The 16543-nt window shown below is 59.9% G+C and carries 11 protein-coding genes and 1 tRNA gene; 6 read left to right on the top strand and 6 right to left on the bottom strand.

All coding sequences use genetic code 11. The annotated features are described in order from the left end of the window. Together AB4043_RS00580 and AB4043_RS00575 are read right to left on the bottom strand one after the other, a co-directional pair. The coding region (locus AB4043_RS00580) for an SDR family NAD(P)-dependent oxidoreductase (RefSeq protein WP_442306321.1) at positions 1-573 on the bottom strand (573 nt) is incomplete at its 3' end. Between the two features lie 199 nt (positions 574-772). Further along, positions 773-1381 carry a TetR family transcriptional regulator C-terminal domain-containing protein gene (locus tag AB4043_RS00575; RefSeq protein ID WP_442306320.1) on the bottom strand — a complete coding sequence of 203 codons (609 nt, stop codon included), beginning with the start codon at positions 1379-1381 and terminating at the stop codon, positions 773-775. A 189-nt stretch (positions 1382-1570) separates the two neighbouring features. Here AB4043_RS00575 and AB4043_RS00570 point away from each other — a divergent pair. Further along, positions 1571-1647 (top strand) — tRNA-Pro (locus tag AB4043_RS00570). A 281-nt stretch (positions 1648-1928) separates the two neighbouring features. Further along, positions 1929-3101 carry a glycoside hydrolase family 27 protein gene (locus tag AB4043_RS00565; protein WP_442306319.1) on the top strand — a complete coding sequence of 391 codons (1173 nt, stop codon included), beginning with the start codon at positions 1929-1931 and terminating at the stop codon, positions 3099-3101. 337 nt (positions 3102-3438) lie between these two features. Here AB4043_RS00565 and egtD read toward each other — a convergent pair whose 3' ends face one another. The 3 genes from egtD to AB4043_RS00550 all read right to left on the bottom strand — a co-directional run bounded on the left by egtD (position 3439) and on the right by AB4043_RS00550 (position 6555). Further along, positions 3439-4431 (bottom strand): L-histidine N(alpha)-methyltransferase, encoded by a 993-nt coding sequence (egtD, locus tag AB4043_RS00560; RefSeq protein ID WP_442301622.1) that lies wholly within the window; start codon positions 4429-4431, stop codon positions 3439-3441. Continuing rightward, positions 4428-5714 (bottom strand): ergothioneine biosynthesis protein EgtB, encoded by a 1287-nt coding sequence (egtB, locus tag AB4043_RS00555; RefSeq protein WP_442301621.1) that lies wholly within the window; start codon positions 5712-5714, stop codon positions 4428-4430. Before egtB ends, egtD begins: the two co-directional genes overlap by 4 nt. 139 nt (positions 5715-5853) lie before the next feature. After that, positions 5854-6555: a VIT1/CCC1 transporter family protein gene (locus AB4043_RS00550; protein WP_442301620.1), complete on the bottom strand. Its 702-nt coding sequence runs from the start codon at positions 6553-6555 to the stop codon at positions 5854-5856. A gap of 96 nt (positions 6556-6651) precedes the next feature. Here AB4043_RS00550 and AB4043_RS00545 point away from each other — a divergent pair, with 96 nt between their 5' ends. From AB4043_RS00545 to AB4043_RS00535, 3 genes are all read left to right on the top strand, one after another. Further along, the gene (locus tag AB4043_RS00545; RefSeq protein ID WP_442301619.1) at positions 6652-7443 is read left to right on the top strand and encodes a hypothetical protein; all 792 of its coding nucleotides are present in this window, start codon (positions 6652-6654) and stop codon (positions 7441-7443) included. Positions 7444-7539: 96 nt separating this feature from the next. Beyond that, complete coding sequence (locus AB4043_RS00540; RefSeq protein WP_442301618.1) at positions 7540-11079, top strand: TonB-dependent receptor; 3540 nt, start codon at positions 7540-7542, stop codon at positions 11077-11079. A 13-nt stretch (positions 11080-11092) separates the two neighbouring features. Further along, the gene (locus AB4043_RS00535) at positions 11093-13309 is read left to right on the top strand and encodes a VWA domain-containing protein (protein ID WP_442301617.1); all 2217 of its coding nucleotides are present in this window, start codon (positions 11093-11095) and stop codon (positions 13307-13309) included. Positions 13310-13646: 337 nt separating this feature from the next. Here AB4043_RS00535 and trmD read toward each other — a convergent pair whose 3' ends face one another. Next, complete coding sequence (trmD, locus tag AB4043_RS00530) at positions 13647-14441, bottom strand: tRNA (guanosine(37)-N1)-methyltransferase TrmD (protein WP_442301956.1); 795 nt, start codon at positions 14439-14441, stop codon at positions 13647-13649. Between the two features lie 186 nt (positions 14442-14627). On the opposite strand from trmD, the gene AB4043_RS00525 reads away from it, so the two are divergent. Further along, positions 14628-16505 carry an alpha-L-arabinofuranosidase C-terminal domain-containing protein gene (locus tag AB4043_RS00525; RefSeq protein ID WP_442306318.1) on the top strand — a complete coding sequence of 626 codons (1878 nt, stop codon included), beginning with the start codon at positions 14628-14630 and terminating at the stop codon, positions 16503-16505. Positions 16506-16543: the final 38 nt, after the last annotated feature.

The raw sequence follows: 16543 nt of genomic DNA, 5'->3' as shown, positions 1-16543 counted from the left end.
ATCCCAGAAGGGCGTATCGATGGCTCCGGGAAGCACGGCCTGGACGCGGATGCCCTTGTCCTTGAGCTCGTTGTAAAGCGATTGCGTAAGTGCGAGAACGAAGGCCTTGGTACCGCCATAGACGCCATTGAGCAGGTCGGGAGCGACGGCGACGATCGAGGCGATGTTGATCAGTGTGCCCTGCTTGCGATCGGCAAAACCGGGAAGAACCGCCTGTGTCAAACGTGTGAGAGCGGTCACGTTCAGGGTGATCATGTGCTCCATCTCGTCGGCTGGCGAGTCAATGAGTTTGCCGGTGGCGCCGAGACCGGCGTTGTTCACGAGAACCGTGATCTTCTGGTTGTTGCGAAGAATCTCTTCGATACGTGCGAGGTCGCTCTTGTTAGCGAGGTCGGCGGTGACAGTTTCGATCTTGCGGCCGGTCTCGCCGGCGATGTGCTGGGCATGCTGTTGGAGTTTGGCGGCGTCGCGGGCGACGAGGATGAGGTCATAGCCTTGTTTGGCGAGGCGGTCGGCGTAGACRGCTCCGATACCTGTGGATGCTCCGGTGATGAGTGCGATTCCCTTGCTCATTGTGTTTCTCCTATCGCGATCGTTGATCGATCTAAAGCAATAGAGTAGACCGGTCGGTCTAATGATTCAGGAAATTTGGTTTTTTTGTCATTTCGCAGTGACCAACGGGAGCGGAGAAATCTGCTTTTCCACCCATACGTTTAATTGCCAGAAAAGCCTAGAGCATTTTTCCTGTAGGTGTAGCCCGGGGCTTATGCATCTATGGGCGTTTTCCGCAATGAAAACGGGGTTTAGCAAGCAGAGTCCCAAAGGCAAGCTTAAGGAAGTTATCCAACGGAGCGTTGGAACGTTCTCCTTTGGCTCGCATCAAGGCGCCTTCATACGCATCCAGCAGTAGTCCGGCGAGTTCCTCTGGCTTTGCTGTACGGGCGAGGTCGCCCCGTTCCATCGCCTCTTCGAGGAGAGACGCGAGGCCCTGCCGCCATCCGGCAAAAGCCTGCTTCAGGGAAGCTTGAATGATGTCGCTGYGGTCGGCGATCTCAAGGCTCATGCCTCCCACGAGGCAGCCGCTGATCTTATTCTGCGGACCGTAGGTCGCGATCAGCTCTTCGAAGTAGCGGCGAAGGCGTTTGAGGGGAGCTCCCTTCGCTTCCACAACGACACGTTGCCAGCGAGCCAATTCGCCGGCGCTGTAACTTTCGAGCACGGCCTTGCCAAAGGCTTCCTTACTGGGAAAGTAGTGATAGAACGAGCCCTTGGGGATGCCGGCCTCATCCAGCAGCTCTTTCATCCCGGCGGCGCCATAGCCGACGGACCGCATCTGCTTCAGGCCAACCTCCAACAGACGTTCCCGTGTCCCTTCCGCCATGAACTGACTCTCCCCCTAGACCAACTAGTTAGACCAACCAGTCTAATCTTTCGATGAATTTCCAGGAAACTTCGATTCGAAGGAGGGGAGCGGGCGCGACGGACGATCCTCTGGTATGCTTAACAAGTTGGCTCGTGCGCGTGTTCCAGGCCCGCCGTTGTTGCAGCCGGCATCCTCACAATCAAGAATCGGGGAGTGGCTCAGCCTGGTAGAGCACCTGCTTCGGGAGCAGGGGGTCGGAGGTTCGAATCCTCTCTCCCCGACCATTCATACAGACAATTTTTAGGTAGACGCCCAGCAGTTGCTAGTTCCTTGTTGCTAGTTCCTTGTTGCTAGTTGGTGTTTCGACAAATTTCGAGATACCCCTTAGTGAAAGCCGGAATGAAACGTTTGACTGGCGCGATTTGGCGGAAACCGGCTAGAGCATTTTCCCTGTAGGTGTCGTGTAGGGCTCCCGCGTCGATGGGCGTTTTCCGTAATGAAAACGCCGCTGCACCCCCGCTCCGGGATACCCAACAACAGGGAAAATGCTCTAGGATGGCGTCGCATGAAATTTCTACGTTTGCTCCCCTTCGTAGTCGCGTTGCCGCTTGCCGCGCAGCAGCGCGTTGCCCTCACACCGCCCATGGGCTGGAACAGCTGGAATCACTTCGCGGGACGCGTTACGGATGCCGATGTCCGCGCCGCGGCCGATGCCATCGTCTCCAGCGGCATGAAAGATGCCGGCTACATCTACGTGAATATCGATGACACGTGGGAAGGCAAGCGCGATGCCAGCGGTGTCCTCCATACGAACGAAAAGTTCCCGGATATGAAGGCGCTGGGAGATTACATCCACTCCAAGGGCCTGAAGTTCGGCATCTACTCTTCGCCCGGACCGCAGACCTGCGCTCGCTTCGAGGGCAGCTATCAGCATGAAGAACAGGATGCGAAGACCTGGGCTGAGTGGGGTGTCGATTACATCAAGTACGACCTCTGCAGCTATCGCACCATCATGCGTGAAGCCGCAGCCAAGGATCCTGCCAACGGCGAGAAGATCCAGTCGGACCTGATGCGGCAGGCGTATCAGAAAATCTCCGACGCCATCCGCAAGACTGGCCGCCCGATGGTGCTCTCACTTTGTCAGTATGGCTGGGACGAGGTGTGGACGTGGGCGCCGGCCCTGGGCGGCAACCTGTGGCGGACCACCGGCGATATCAGTGACAGCTATCTCTCGATGTCGCAGATCGGTTTCTCGCAGGCTGGCCTCTCGAAGTATGCCGGGCCGGGACACTGGAATGACCCTGACATGCTGGAGGTCGGCAACGGCCGCATGACTGCTGAGGAGTACCGCACTCACATGAGCCTGTGGTCTCTACTGGCCGCTCCGCTGCTTGCCGGCAATGACCTGAGCAAGATGAGTGATGAGACCAAGTCGATTTTGCTGTACAAAGAGGCGATCGCGATCGACCAGGATGCGCTGGGGAAACAGGGTGACCGTGTCTGGGCGAAGGGTGCGCTGGAGGTATGGGCGAAGCCATTGAGCAACGGCAAAGTTGCGGTGGGTCTGTTCAATCGCAGTCTTGAGGCGGCGCCGGTGAGTGTCCGCTTTGCGGATGCGGGGGCGAAGAGCTCGGCTAAGGTACGTGATGTGTGGGCGGGTAAGGATCTGGGCACGAAGCAGGGTTCTTATACAGCCAATGTGGCGCCGCATGGTGTGGTGTTGTTGATTTTGGAGTAGAGGAATGTAAGGAGAACCGGGCCCCGCGGTGCGGGCCCGGTTTGTTTTTAAGATGAAAGCAGATCCCTTCGGGATGACAAAGTGTTCGAGCGTAGCTCGAATGTCTTGCTTAAGGGGACGGCTTCAGTCGTCCCATATTGAGGCCTTACAAGATTGCGGCTTTAGCCGCATATCTTCTCGCTTTGTTTCGGCACGGCTGAAAGCCGTGCCCTTAAGCAAAACATTCGCACCTTTGGTTCGAACTTGCTGCACGAAGTGCAGCGGAAAAGCAGATCCATCGCGTTCACTCAGACTGACAAACAAGATGGATCGAGCGAAGCTCGATCCATCTCTTGTACTAATCCGGTAGCAGGCGAGCAAGGGTGACGGAGAACCAGTTGCGGTCGTCGCGCCATTGTTTTTCTGCGCGGAAGCCGGTGTCGGCGAAGAGATCCCGCAGGCTCTGTGTGGTGAACTTGTAGCTGTTCTCCGTGTGGAGGGTTTCGCCGGCTTCACACTCGATGGTTCCCAGTGAGGGGAAGTGGATCGCCTGCCGCCGGAGGGCCTGCAGGTGCATTTCGATGCGGCTCTCATGCGGATTCCAGGTGGCGATGTGGCGGAAGGCCGAGAGATCGAAGTCTGCGCCCATCTCCCGATTCAGGCGGCGAAGTACATTGCGGTTGAACTCGGCGGTAACGCCGGCGGCGTCGTTGTAGGCAGCCAGCAGCGTCTCCTCGTCTTTGATCATGTCGGTGCCGAGCAGCAGCGCATCGCCGGGACGAAGGATAGAAGCGAGGTTGCGCAGAATGGAGCGGGCCTCTTCGGGCGAAAAGTTGCCGACCGAAGAACCGATATAGAGCGCTAAAAGACGACCATCCACCATCGGGCGATCCAAGGGATCGAGCACATAATTGCGGACCATCGGATGGACATGCACGCCAGGCAGGCGGCGTTCGAGCGAGATGCGAGCCTCATCGAGCGCGCTGGCAGAGACATCGACCGGGATGTAACGAACACCTCCCTGCCTTCGGACGACGTCTTCGAGAAGGATGCCGGTCTTGGTTGCAGTACCTGCTCCCAGCTCAAGAACCGACAGGCGCTGCTTCCCTGCCGCCGCGGCGATGATCGCCGCACCGTGCCGCTCAAAGAGAGCGCGTTCGGTGCGCGTGGGATAGTATTCGGGCAGTTCGGTGATTCGCTCAAAGAGAGCCGAGCCATCTTCGTCGTAGAAGAGCCAGGGCGAGAGTGTTTTCTGTCCCTCGCAGAAGAGTCCGTTGCGGACCTCGCAGGAGATGGCGTACTGCAGTTCAGGCGAGATACAAGCTGGAAGCATCGGGACTGCAGCGCTCATGCGTTGGCTCCATCGGCAAGGCGGATACCGGAGAATTGCCAGCGCGTAGCCGGCTGGAAGAAGTTGCGATAACTGACGCGAAGATGGCTGACCGGCGTGACGCAGGAGCCGCCGCGCAGCACCATCTGCGAGGACATGAACTTACCGTTGTATTCACCCAACGCACCCGGCAGAGGCTTGTAACCGGGGTAGCCGGAGTAGGCGCTGGCAGTCCACTCCCACACATCCCCGAAGATCTGGGTGAGGCCCGGTGTGATCGACGCCGAAGAAGGATGAAGCAGACCGCTCTCAAAGAGATTGCCTGAGATGGGACGCTGAGCGGCGGCATGCTCCCATTCGAACTCCGTGGCGAGACGTTTTCCGGCCCAACGGGCAAAGGCATCGGCTTCGAAGAAGCTGACATGACAGACAGGAGTCTCTGAGAGATTTTCCAGGGACTGCCAGCCGCGCAGCGTAAAGATCTGCCACTTACCTGCTTCATCGCGGCGCCAGTAGAGCGGAGCGCGCCACCCTTCACGCTCGAGGGTATCCCAACCTTCGCTAAGCCAGAGCTCGGGGCGTTGATAGCCTGCGTCTTCCATGAAGGCGAGGTACTCGGCACAGCTCGTCAGACGGGAGGCAAGCCGATAAGGCTCAAGGAAGACGCGATGGCGCGGTGTCTCGTTGTCGAAGCTGAACTCGCTGCCCGCATCGCCGATCTCCACCAGACCACCCTCGCAGCCGACCCAAGCGATGGGAGGCGCGGGAATCTCGGCAACCGGCAGAGCGCCTGCGACAAAGGCCGGGTGCAGTGGATTAGTGAAGAAGGCGTGCTTGATGTCGGTTGCGATGAGTTCCAGATGCTGCTGCTCGTGATGCAGACCGAGGAGGAGACGGCTGAGCGCGGCTTCGGGAGCGCCGGTCTCAAGGAGACGATCCATGGCCTCGTTGACATGACGGCGGAAGGCGAGAATCTCGTCGAGGCCGGGACGGGAGAACGAGGCACGGAGCTTCTTCTCCGGCATCTCTCCGAGCGACTTGTAATAACTATTAAAGAGCCAGAGGAACCGGTCGTCGAAGGGACGATAGCCCGGGACGAACTCGCGGAGGATAAAGGTCTCGAAGAACCAGCTCGTATGAGCCAGGTGCCATTTGGTGGGGCTCGCCTCCGGGCAGGACTGCACCATCATGTCTTCGGCAGTCAGGCTACGACAGAGTTCCTCCGTCGCGCTCCGTGTTTCACGGAAGCGCATACGCATGAGGCCCGCATTGGTCTGCTGTCCTGCGGCATCTTCAATCGGCATTCGTTGTTCCTCGCGTAAGGGATCAGATGCCACAGAGTGCGGGGTTGTTGCTCTTTTTAGTTTGCGGATTCAATGCAACAAGTTAAGGAAGAAAGTAGGACGACTTTTTAACTCGGAACTAAGTTTGCCACGATCTCTGTTACACCGTGCTGAAGAGTTTTGCCAGACCATAGGCCGCGGTCGCTGCCAGGCCGCCGACCAGAACCGTCTGTGCGGCGCTGCGCAGCCAGTGTGTCCCCAGAAACCGACCCTTGACCGCGCCAAAAAGCGCCAGAGCCAGCAGAGTAATGACCACCGAGAGCTGCAGCGCTTGGGTGGCACTCGAGAGCACGATATACGGCATAAGAGGAACAAGACCGCCGGCGACGTACGAAAAGGCGATGGTGGCTGCGCTGACGGTGGCCCGGCGAGGATCGGGTTCGTCGAGGCCGAGCTCGAAACGCATCATGAAATCGACCCATGCTTTGGGGTCACGCTTCAGCGCCAGCAGTACCGGCTCGCTCTCCTGCCGGGTGACGCCGTACTGCTGAAAGATCTCGTAGATCTCCTCTTCCTCGTCGCGGGTGTGGGTGACGATCTCGCTTTGCTCACGCTTGCGCTCAGAGGTATAGTGTTCGGCGTCACCGCGAGCGGCCAGGTAGCCGCCCAGCCCCATGGCCAGAGAGCCGGCCGCGATCTCAGCCAGACCGGCTAGTACTACCAGGTGAGTGTTGGCGACGGCTCCGCTGAGACCAGCGGCCAGGGCGAAGGGGACGGTGAGTCCGTCGGAAAGTCCAATGACGACATCGCGGACCGTATCCCCGGACAGAAAGTGCCGCTCATCGTGCACTGCGGGATTCATCCTTTGGAGTGTATCGCCATGACAAAATTTCCTCTTGCAAAACGCGTCTTTCGGCAGGGGAAGCCGTCTCTTGCATTAGACATTCCCGTAAGAGGTATGACCACCATGACACATCTGGCAATCCGATTCGCATCTCTGCTTGGAGTTCTCGCCGTCCCTGCCGCTCCGGTAACGGCTCAGATGATGGGTGGCGGCCCGATGGGTCCCGGAGGCGGACAGGCGGTTCGAGGCACGGTTACCTCAGCCACTGCAGACAGCATTGCCATCAAAGGCGACGATGGCGCCAGCTATAAGGTCGTAGTCACGGTGAATACCCGGATCATGCAGCAGCGCGAGCCGGTAAAGGCCGCCGACATAAAGCCCGGCGAATACGTTGTCGCGATGGGTCAGGCCGACGAGGCGACCAAAGAAGTCCACGCCGGCGTGGTGATGGTGATGTCCGCCGAGCAGGCGGAGCAGATGAAGGCGCGCGCCGCCGAGCTGCAGGCAAGCCTGGGCAAGACCTGGATCATGGGAAAGATCACGGCGATGGATGAGACCAAACTGACCATCGAGCGGCCGGACAAAGTATCGCAGGTGATTGAGGTGGATGAGAACACCTCAATGCATCGCGGAGGCCGGGGGGCCATGATGGGCATGGGGCCTGGAGGCGGTATGGGCGGTGGCATGGGTATGCGCCGCAACCAGGATGGGCAGAACCAACAGGGACCGCCGCCGTCAGAGGGAGAGGCCATTACCTTGGCCGACATTAAGGTAGGCGACAACATCCGGGCGGAGGGAGCGTTGAAGGGCAACACCTTCGTTCCCAAGACGCTGAATGTGCTGCCGCAGCGTGGCCAACGTGGACCAAGGCCCGGCGGCGAGCAGAACCAGCCGCCACAGCAGTAACATCATTGGCCCTTAGCTTTTCGCGGCTGCCGGCTGCTAACCGCGGGCCGACGAAGTGTATCTAAAAGCCGCATTTGACGTTTGGAGATCGATATCGTGCAAACGGCATACATTGCCATGGTGTCTCTGGCGCTGCTTTCCCCGGCAATCGCTCAGGAAGCTACCCCTGCGGCGGCCGCGCCTCAGACTGCGCCCCAAAGCGCTCCGCAGACCTCGCCACAAGGTGCAATGCAAGACGCCCCCGGCGCCCCCGCGGCAACAGCAGAAGTACAAGGCGGCATTATTCGCGGTACGGTGAAGACCGGCAATACTCCTCTTCCGGGTGTTGCGATTACGGCCACCAATACGCTGACCGGCAAGAAGTACACGACCAGCACGGACATTACCGGCGCCTTCCAGATGGCGATTCCGAAGAACGGCCGTTACGTGGTCAAGGCGGAGCTGGCGGCTTTTGCCCTGGACACCAAAGAAGTGCTGTTCAACGCGGCCTCTCCGCGAGAAGCGACCGCAGCCTTCGGTCTGCAGCTCGCCAGCCGCGCGGCCGCCGCTGAACAGCAGCAGACAACCGCCGCCTCGCGCATCCAGAACGGCATGCAGTCGCTTGCGATGGCCGGGTTGGGCGATGCGAATACGTCCGATGCCTCAACCGGAACGGCCAATACCGGCGTAAGCATGCCCACGATGAGCGGTATGGGAGATAACTCCGCTACCGAATCCGTGGCTGTAACCGGGCAGATGGGTCAGACGAACGGTCTGGCGAACTTCAACGAGGAAGAGATTCGCAACCGTATTGACGACGCCATGGCGCAGGCACGGCTGCAGGGCGGTGGACAGGGCGACCAGATCAATGCAGTGGTGAACATGATCGGCGGCATGTTGACGGGCGGAGGGCCGGGGGGTGGTCCAGGAGGTGGAGGCCCGGGCGGCGGTGGTGGAGGCTTCGGTGGTCCGGGTGGGGGTGGCGGCTTCATGATCGCCGGCGGCGGCATGGGGCGCGGCGGTTTCCGCAACTTCAACCCGACCCAGTTCCACGGCTCGCTGTACTTCCGCGGAGGCAACGGAGCATTGGACGCCACCAGCTATTCGCTGACCGGCAATCCCAATAAGCCGGACTACTCCAACAGCACCTTCGGTCTTTCACTCACCGGCTCACCGTATATCCCCGGTCTGTTCAAGCCGAACACCAAGCAGTTCTTCTTCCTGAATGCACAGGGCACGCTGAGCACGACACCGACGAACCTTTACGGTACGGTGCCGACACTGGCGCAGCGCACCGGTGATTTCTCGCAGTACCGTCCCGCCAGATCGACTGCGATCGTACCGATCTACGACCCTCGGACGGGAGCGCAGTTCGCCTGCAACGGCCAGACGAATGTGATCTGCGCAAACCGCATCACCTCGCAGGCTGCTGCGCTGCTGAACTACTATCCTGCGCCAAACCTGTCGACGTCGAACTCGCAGGGATATAACTACCAGACGATCGCGACCTCGCAGAGCAATCAATGGAATATCAATACACGCTTCATTCGTAACTTCGGACAGGCGAGCGGCCCTTTCGGTGGACGCTTTGGCGGTGGCGGCGGAGGTGGAGGGAGACAGGGCGGAGGCAATGCAACCAGCCGCCGGCAACAGCAGCAGGCCCTGCGGCAGAACATCAATATCGGTTTCAATTACTCGAACTCTGACTCCGCCACGCCGAATATCTTCTCTGCCCTGAATACCTCGGGAACCTCAACCGGATATGGTTTCAACCTTGGCTACACTATCGGTAAAGGGCGGCTGAACAATAACGCCACGCTGAACTGGAACCGCAGTAACTCGATCACGACCAACCTGTACACCAACCAGTCGAACCCGGCATTGGCTGCCGGYATCCTGGTGGGAACAGCAGCGACGCAGGCGAATCCCTTCTACTACGGCCTGCCATCGCTTTCGATCACGAACTTCACCGGCTTTTCGAGCAGCTCGCCGTCGAACCGCGTTGGCCAGACCCTCTCGTTCTCGGACTTCGTAGGATGGAACCACGGCAAGCACAACTTCCGCTTCGGCTTCGATCTGCGGCGCGTGCATAGTGACTCGATCGGCGGCAACAACACGGTCGGTGCATTTACCTTCTCCGGGTATGCGACACAGGCGCCTGGCAGCACCAACGGGTCGGGCGCGGGCTTTGCGGACTTCCTGCTCGGTCTGCCGCAACAGTCACGCATTCAGGCGGCCCTGTACAAGAACTATCTGCGTGAATGGGTCTATGACGGGTATGCGCAGGATGACTATCGTGTTGCCTCGGGCCTGACGCTGAACTACGGCCTGCGCTATGAGTACTTCTCTCCGTACGTGGAGAAGTACAACCACCTGGTAAACCTCGACCACAACGCCGACTTCACCGCAGTGTCGGTTGTTCAGCCCGGCGCCAACGGGCCCTATACCGGCAGCTTCCCGCGGTCGCTGGTGAATCCGTATCGCGGCATGTTTGCTCCGCGGGTGGGCCTTGCGTGGCGCCCGAAGTTCATCAAGCAGACCGTGGTTCGTACCGGATACGGCATGAACTACAACACGACGCAGTTCGGCAGCTTTGCCGGCTCGCTGTCGAACCAGCAGCCCTTCGCTGTCACCCAGACCAATATCGCCAACCAGCAGGGATGCGGYGTGCTACAACTGGCGAGCGCCTTCAACTGTTCGACGGCGGCGGTGCAGAACAACTTCGCCGTCAACCGCGACTACCGGCTGGCGCGGGTGAATATCTGGAACCTCGATATTCAACACACCTTCGGCCTGGGCATCGTGATGAATGTCGGCTACAACGGGACCACTGCCGGCGACCTGGATATGCGCCGAGCTCCGAACCGCACAGCAACCGGCCTGACCACCACTGGAGCGCAGGCGTTTACCTATGAAGACTCCTCGGGTTACTCGCGCTTCAACGCCCTGAGCGTAAACCTGCGCAAGCGCATGCAGAAGGGCATCAGCATGGGAGCGACCTATCAGTACGGCCACTCCATCGACAATGCCAGTTCGATCGGCGGAAGCTCAGCCACGGTCGCGCAGAACGATCAGAGACTTGATCTCGAAGAGGGCAACTCCAGCTTCGATGTGCGGCATAAGGTAACGGGCAACTATGTTTTCGAGCTTCCCTTCGGACCGAACCGCGCCTTCCTGGCAAGCGGCGGAGCGTGGTCACACATCCTGAATAACTGGAATATCTCGGGCAACTTCACCTTTGCTACAGGCGGTTACTTCACACCGCAGTATGTGGGAACCACCGCGCAGACGGCGACGGGCGGCAACTACACGCTGCGCCCCGATCGAGACTTCTCGCAGTCGATTGCCGGTCAGGGAAGCGTAGGACGCTGGTTCAATACGGTGGCGTTCCTCACCGAATCGAACCCTACGCACTTCGGCAACTCTTCACGCAATTCGATCCGCGGTCCCGGGACGGTTTCCAACGATATAGCGTTGGCGCGTAACTTCAGCTTCGGCGATACACGCGGGCTGGAGACGAGGTTCTCGGCGACGAACATCTTCAACACCGTGCAGTACTCCGGCATTAACAGCACGGTGAACTCACCCACCTTCGGCCAGGTAACAAGTGTGGCCGCGATGCGGCGCATCACCTTCCTGGCACGGTACCGGTTCTAGACAAGAGTCGCGGATGAAGACAGAGACGATGAAGAGATATTCCGGATCGATGAAGCTTACAGCGGCCCTTACCCTGCCCATGCTGCTGGGTGCGAGCACGGTTGCACAGACGGCAAGCCAGGTTCCGAATCAGCAGCCTGGCCAGGCGCCGGTCTTTACCATCTCTGTACGGTCAGAGATCGTGCTGACGAATGTGGTGGCACGCGACAAACAAGGCAATGTGGTGAAGGACCTGAAGGCGACTGACTTCACCGTCTTCGAAAACGGCAAGCCGCAGAAAGTCTCGACCTTCGACTTTCAGAATGTCGATTTGGCCGCCGCGCTGAAGGAGCAGACAACGGTGGCCGGAACCACGAGCATCGCCAAGATGCTTGAACGCTCGATCGGTGAGGACAAACAGGCACTGCGCGATCACCGCCTGATCGTGATCTTCTTCGACCTTTCGTCGATGCAGCAATCTGATATCGACCGCGGCGTGGACTCGGCGAAGGAGTACATCAACAAGAAGATGGCTCCGGCGGACCTGGTCGCCGTGGTCTCAATGGATACTTCCCTGAAGCTTGTGCAGGACTTCACCGCCGAACGGCAGTCACTGCTGCGTGCCGTGGGCAGCTTCAACGGCACCGAAGGACAGGGCTTTGCCAGTGGCGGTAATGGCGATTCCGAGGGTACGGCAGACGACGCCTCTTCGTTTGTCGCGGACGACTCCGAATACAACGCGCTGAATACCGATCGCTCTCTGTATGCCATTCTGCAGGTCGCGAAGTCGCTGGAACGTGTCGATCAGCGCAAGTCGCTGCTGTACTTCTCCGGCGGCCTGACACGCAACGGGATCGAGAACCAGGCCTCGCTGCGGGCGGCTACGAATGCCGCGACCAAGGCCAATATGAGTATCTACTCGGTCGATACGCGCGGCTTGCAGGCGCTGCCGCCGGTAGGCGATGCCTCAACCGGATCGACGCGCGGGACGTCGGCTTATAACGGAGCGGCGATGCAGTCGCGTCTGGATTCGAACTTCAGCTCGCAGGAGACCCTGGCTTCCCTCTCCTCGGATACGGGCGGCAAGGCATTTTTCGACTCGAATGACTTCGGTCCGGCGTTCCAGGCGATCCAGCACGATACCGAGGCCTACTACATCATCGGCTTCCGCTCTACGGATCAACGGCGCGACGGCAGCTTCCGCAAGCTGCAGGTCAAGATCAATCGTCCTGACATCAAGCTTGACTATCGGCCGGGCTACTATGCGCCTGCCGACTTCCAGCACCAGAAGAACGAAGACCGCGAACTGGCACTGAATGAGCAGCTCCGCTCGGATGCACCGGCGGTGGATGTTGCCGTTTACCTGCAGGCCCTGTACTTCCGACAGAACGATAACCACTTCTTCGTTCCGGTATCGCTGATTGTGCCAGGCTCGCAGATTCCCTTCACCGAGGTAAAGGATCAGTCGAAGGCGACGATCGACATTATCGGAAACGTGAAGAACGCGCAGCAGATCGTCGTCGGCTCCGCGCGTGAGACGGTGAAGCTGCAGCTTGACGCCAACCAGCAGGTACAGCGGAAGAACATCCAGTACTCGACCGGCTTCTCGCTGGCTCCCGGACGGTATCACCTGAAGTTTGTGGTGCGCGAGAACCAGAGCGGCAACATGGGATCGTTCGAGACCGATATCAACGTTCCTGATATGAAGAAAGTTCCGCTGAAGCTTTCGTCGGTGCTGGTAGCGAATCAGCGGACACCGAATAACAATCCGCGGAACCAAAGCCTGTTGGTGCGGGATGGGCAGCAGTATGTGCCGAATATTCCGCACGTCTTCCGTCAGGATCAGCACCTCTACTTCCTGTACGAGGTTTATGACCCCGCCAAGCCTGCGAGCAGTGCGGCGGCGGCCACACCTCCACCGACACCTGCGGGCATGCAGCGCAGGCCCGATCCGGCAGCGCATGTGCTGACATCGATTGAGTTCCTGAATGCGGCGGGAAGCAAGGTCTTCGAGACGCCACTGATAGAGGCGAACGCGGTGAATATTCCGGACCGCAATGCCGTCGGCTTCCAGTTCGATGTGCCGCTGGCGCAGCTTGCACCGGGAAGCTATATCTGCCAGGTGAATGTGATTGACGACGCGGGTGGGACGTTTACGTTTCCGCGGATGGCGATGATGATTACGGCTCCGGTGGCGGCGCCGGCTGTTCCGGTGGCGACGCCGACAGCTGCCGCTAAGCCGGGAGAGTAGGTTGGGAACAACGGATCGAGCTCTGATCGATACACCCACATAAGCTTCGCGTATGTGGGCACCCGGCTTTCCCTGAGCGGGCTGACATACCTAATAAGGCAACGAATTCGTTGCCCCATTCTTTCGCAAAGCGAAAGGGTGGGGTGTCGAGCGAAGCGAGATCCGCGTTTCGCCGGTACGAAATGAAAAACGGTCGCGCGTAGCGCGATACCCCACCCTTCGCGGTGAAGCCGCGAAGAATGGGGCAACGRGTGTATTGCTTGTTCGGGAGGTGTGGCTCCTTGCCCACCCTAACTTCGTGAGGGCGGGGCACCCGGGTAATAGGGGAATGGGTGTTCTACAGCCCGGCCAGAAAGGCGCGGTCTTCATCGGAGAGGTCGGCCTTGGCCAACAGGTCGGGGCGGTTGCGGGCGGTCTTCAGAAGCTGTTGTTGCCGTCTCCACTTGCGTACCTGGGCATGATCGCCGTTGGCCAGGACTTCCGGGATAGTATGGCCGAGGAACTCCGCGGGCCGGGTGAAGTGCGGGTAGTCCAGAAGGCCTCCGCTGCCGTGGGTGGCTTGCGGGCTTTCGAGGGTGTGTTCGATCTCCTCATCGCTGTGGCCGAAGGACTCGAAGCGGGCGGAGTCGGCGTTGCCCAGAACGCCGGGCAGCAGGCGAGTGACCGCGTCCAGGATGATGGCTGCACCCAGCTCGCCGCCTGAGAGAACGTAATCTCCGACGGAGAGCTCGCGGTCGCATAGAAGTGTGTTGACGCGCTCGTCCACGCCCTCGTAGCGTCCGCAGATCATGGTGATGCGTTCCAGCTTCGATAGCTCATGCGCGATGGTCTGGCTAAACGGCTTCCCGCCGGCGGCCAGCAGAATGACGGACTCACGTGCGAGGTCGCGTTCGTCCAAAGGGGTGATGCCGATCGACTCGGCGCACTCGAAGATGGGCTGAGCTTTCAGCACCATGCCTTCGCCGCCGCCGAAGGGGCGGTCGTCCACGGTGCGATGGCGGTCATGCGTAAAGGCGCGCAGGTCGTGGGTGTTGGCAGAGACCACGCCTTTGCGGATGGCCCGGGAGACCACGCCGTAGTCGAGGGGGCCGGCGAAGAAGCCGGGAAAGATGGTGATGAGCTCGAACCGCATCCTGAGAGTTCAGTGTACGTCCCCAGCGAGGAGGGGAGAGGGGGTGTACTTCGCCGGGGCGGGTTCGGTATAGTCCATACCGAACCGTGTGTGAGCCCGTTTTGCGTTCCTGAGGCGTTTTCCGGGGACAAATCCGGTCCGTTGGGATAACGTTTTCTTAAACCCGTTCAAGGAAGATACATGCGAATGAAGTGGATGGCAGTTGGCCTCAGCGCGCTGGCGCTGGGGGTTGCGGCGGCGCAGCAGCCGGCGAAGCTGAGCGTGGACACCACGCAGAAGACGGCTGATGTGAGCCCTACGCTCTATGGCCTGATGACGGAAGAGATCAACTTCAGCTACGACGGTGGCCTGTATGCGGAGCTGATCCGCAACCGCACCTTCACCAATCGCTGGCCGCGGTTTGAGTGGTGGCGTGTGGTGACCCAGGGCGAATCCTCCGCGGTGGTGGAGAACGGCGACAGCGGGCCCAGTGCGGCGCTGCCTAAGAGCATGAAGCTGGTGGTGCGCGATGCGTCGAAGGGCAATGAGGCGGGCGTCTCCAACGATGGCTACTGGGGTATGGCGGTACGGCCCTCCGCGATCTATCACGGATCGTTCTATGCCAAGCCAGCGGGGGTAGGAACGGCACACATTCGCCTGATCGCCAACCAGACCGCAGCGACACTGGCGGAGACGACAGTGCCGCTGACCGACGGTGACTGGAAGAAATACGACTACACCTTGAAAACCGGCGCTGGTGTGGTTCCGGGCAAAGACAATCACTGGGAGATGACGTTTACCCAGAAGGGCAGCATCGAACTGCAGTTGGTCAGCCTGTTCGAGCCGACGTTCAACAATCGCGAGCATGGCAATCGTCCTGACCTGATGAAGATGCTGGCGGCCATGCACCCGAACTTTCTGCGCTTTCCCGGCGGCAACTACGTCGAGGGCAACACGCTGGCCGAGCACTTCGACTGGAAGAAGACCATCGGGCCGTTGGTGGATCGTCCTACCAAGCGGACCTCATGGGGCTATACATCGAGCGACGGTATGGGCCTGCTCGAGTTCCTGGAGTGGTGTGAAGACCTGAAGATGGAGCCGGTGCTGGCCATCTTCGCCGGTTACACGCTCAACGGCGAGCATGCCGAGGGCGAGGCGTTGAACCCGTACATCGCCGAAGCCCTGGATGAGATCGAGTACGTGATCGGTGACTCGAATACCAAGTGGGGCGCGATCCGCGCGCGTGACGGCCATCCGGAGCCCTTCAAGCTGCGCTTCATCGAGGTGGGTAACGAAGACAACCTCGACCGCTCAGGAAGCTACATCAAGCGCTATCCGCCGTTTGAGAAGGCCCTCCGTGCGAAGTATCCGCAACTAAAGCTGATTGCGACTTCGTGGCAGCACGGCGGCTCGCCGGACCTGGTGGACGATCACTACTATCAGACTCCGCATGAGTTCTTTGACCTGGTGCACAAGTACGACAACGGCGATCGCAACGGACCGARGATCTTCGTGGGCGAGTGGGCGACGCGTACCGGCTCGCCGACACCGGACTTCGGCGCTGCGCTGGGCGATGCTGCCTGGATGACCTCCATGGAGCGCAACGCCGACCTGGTAGTGATGGCCGCGTATGCGCCATTGTTTACGAACGTGAACCCGGGCGGCATGCAGTGGTCGAGCGACTTGATCGGCTATGACGCGCTGCATTCGTATGGTTCTCCCAGCTACTGGGCGCAGGTGCTCTTCAATGACCATCTGGGAACGCAGGTGGCGAAGAGTCAGGCCGAGGGAGTAGGGAACCGGTTCTTCTGGTCGGCGACGGTTTCGCCCCAGAAGAAGGTGCTTTACCTGAAGCTAGTGAACGCCAGCGACCGTCCGCAGGCGCTGACGCTCGATGTGACTGGAGCCAAGGCCGGCGCGGCGGTCACCAACACCATGCATGCGGCGACCTGGTATGTAACCAACGCGATCGATCATCCGGAGACCATCAAACCGGTGAAGGGAACGGCGACGGTTACGGCGGGTAGCTGGAAGCATGTCGTGGGGCCGAACACCATCGAGGTAATCGACATTCCTCTGAAGTAAAGTCCTTCCCCAGAGGGGGAGCGGGCGGGGCGCGCAAC

The sequence above is a fragment of the Terriglobus sp. YAF25 genome (assembly GCF_052113305.1).
Lineage (GTDB): Bacteria > Acidobacteriota > Terriglobia > Terriglobales > Acidobacteriaceae > Terriglobus.
The sequence above is the reverse complement of the archived record's forward strand: the minus strand, read 5'-3'. Positions and strand labels throughout refer to the sequence as shown.

Excerpts from the sequence above, each read along its gene's own strand:
- AB4043_RS00535 (WP_442301617.1), top strand. The coding sequence starts at position 11,093 with ATGAAGACAGAGACGATGAAGAGATATTCCGGATCGATGAAGCTTACA.
- AB4043_RS00565 (WP_442306319.1), top strand. The coding sequence starts at position 1,929 with ATGAAATTTCTACGTTTGCTCCCCTTCGTAGTCGCGTTGCCGCTTGCC.
- trmD (WP_442301956.1), bottom strand. The coding sequence starts at position 14,441 with ATGCGGTTCGAGCTCATCACCATCTTTCCCGGCTTCTTCGCCGGCCCC.
- egtB (WP_442301621.1), bottom strand. The coding sequence starts at position 5,714 with ATGCCGATTGAAGATGCCGCAGGACAGCAGACCAATGCGGGCCTCATG.
- AB4043_RS00550 (WP_442301620.1), bottom strand. The coding sequence starts at position 6,555 with ATGAATCCCGCAGTGCACGATGAGCGGCACTTTCTGTCCGGGGATACG.
- AB4043_RS00545 (WP_442301619.1), top strand. The coding sequence starts at position 6,652 with ATGACCACCATGACACATCTGGCAATCCGATTCGCATCTCTGCTTGGA.
- egtD (WP_442301622.1), bottom strand. The coding sequence starts at position 4,431 with ATGAGCGCTGCAGTCCCGATGCTTCCAGCTTGTATCTCGCCTGAACTG.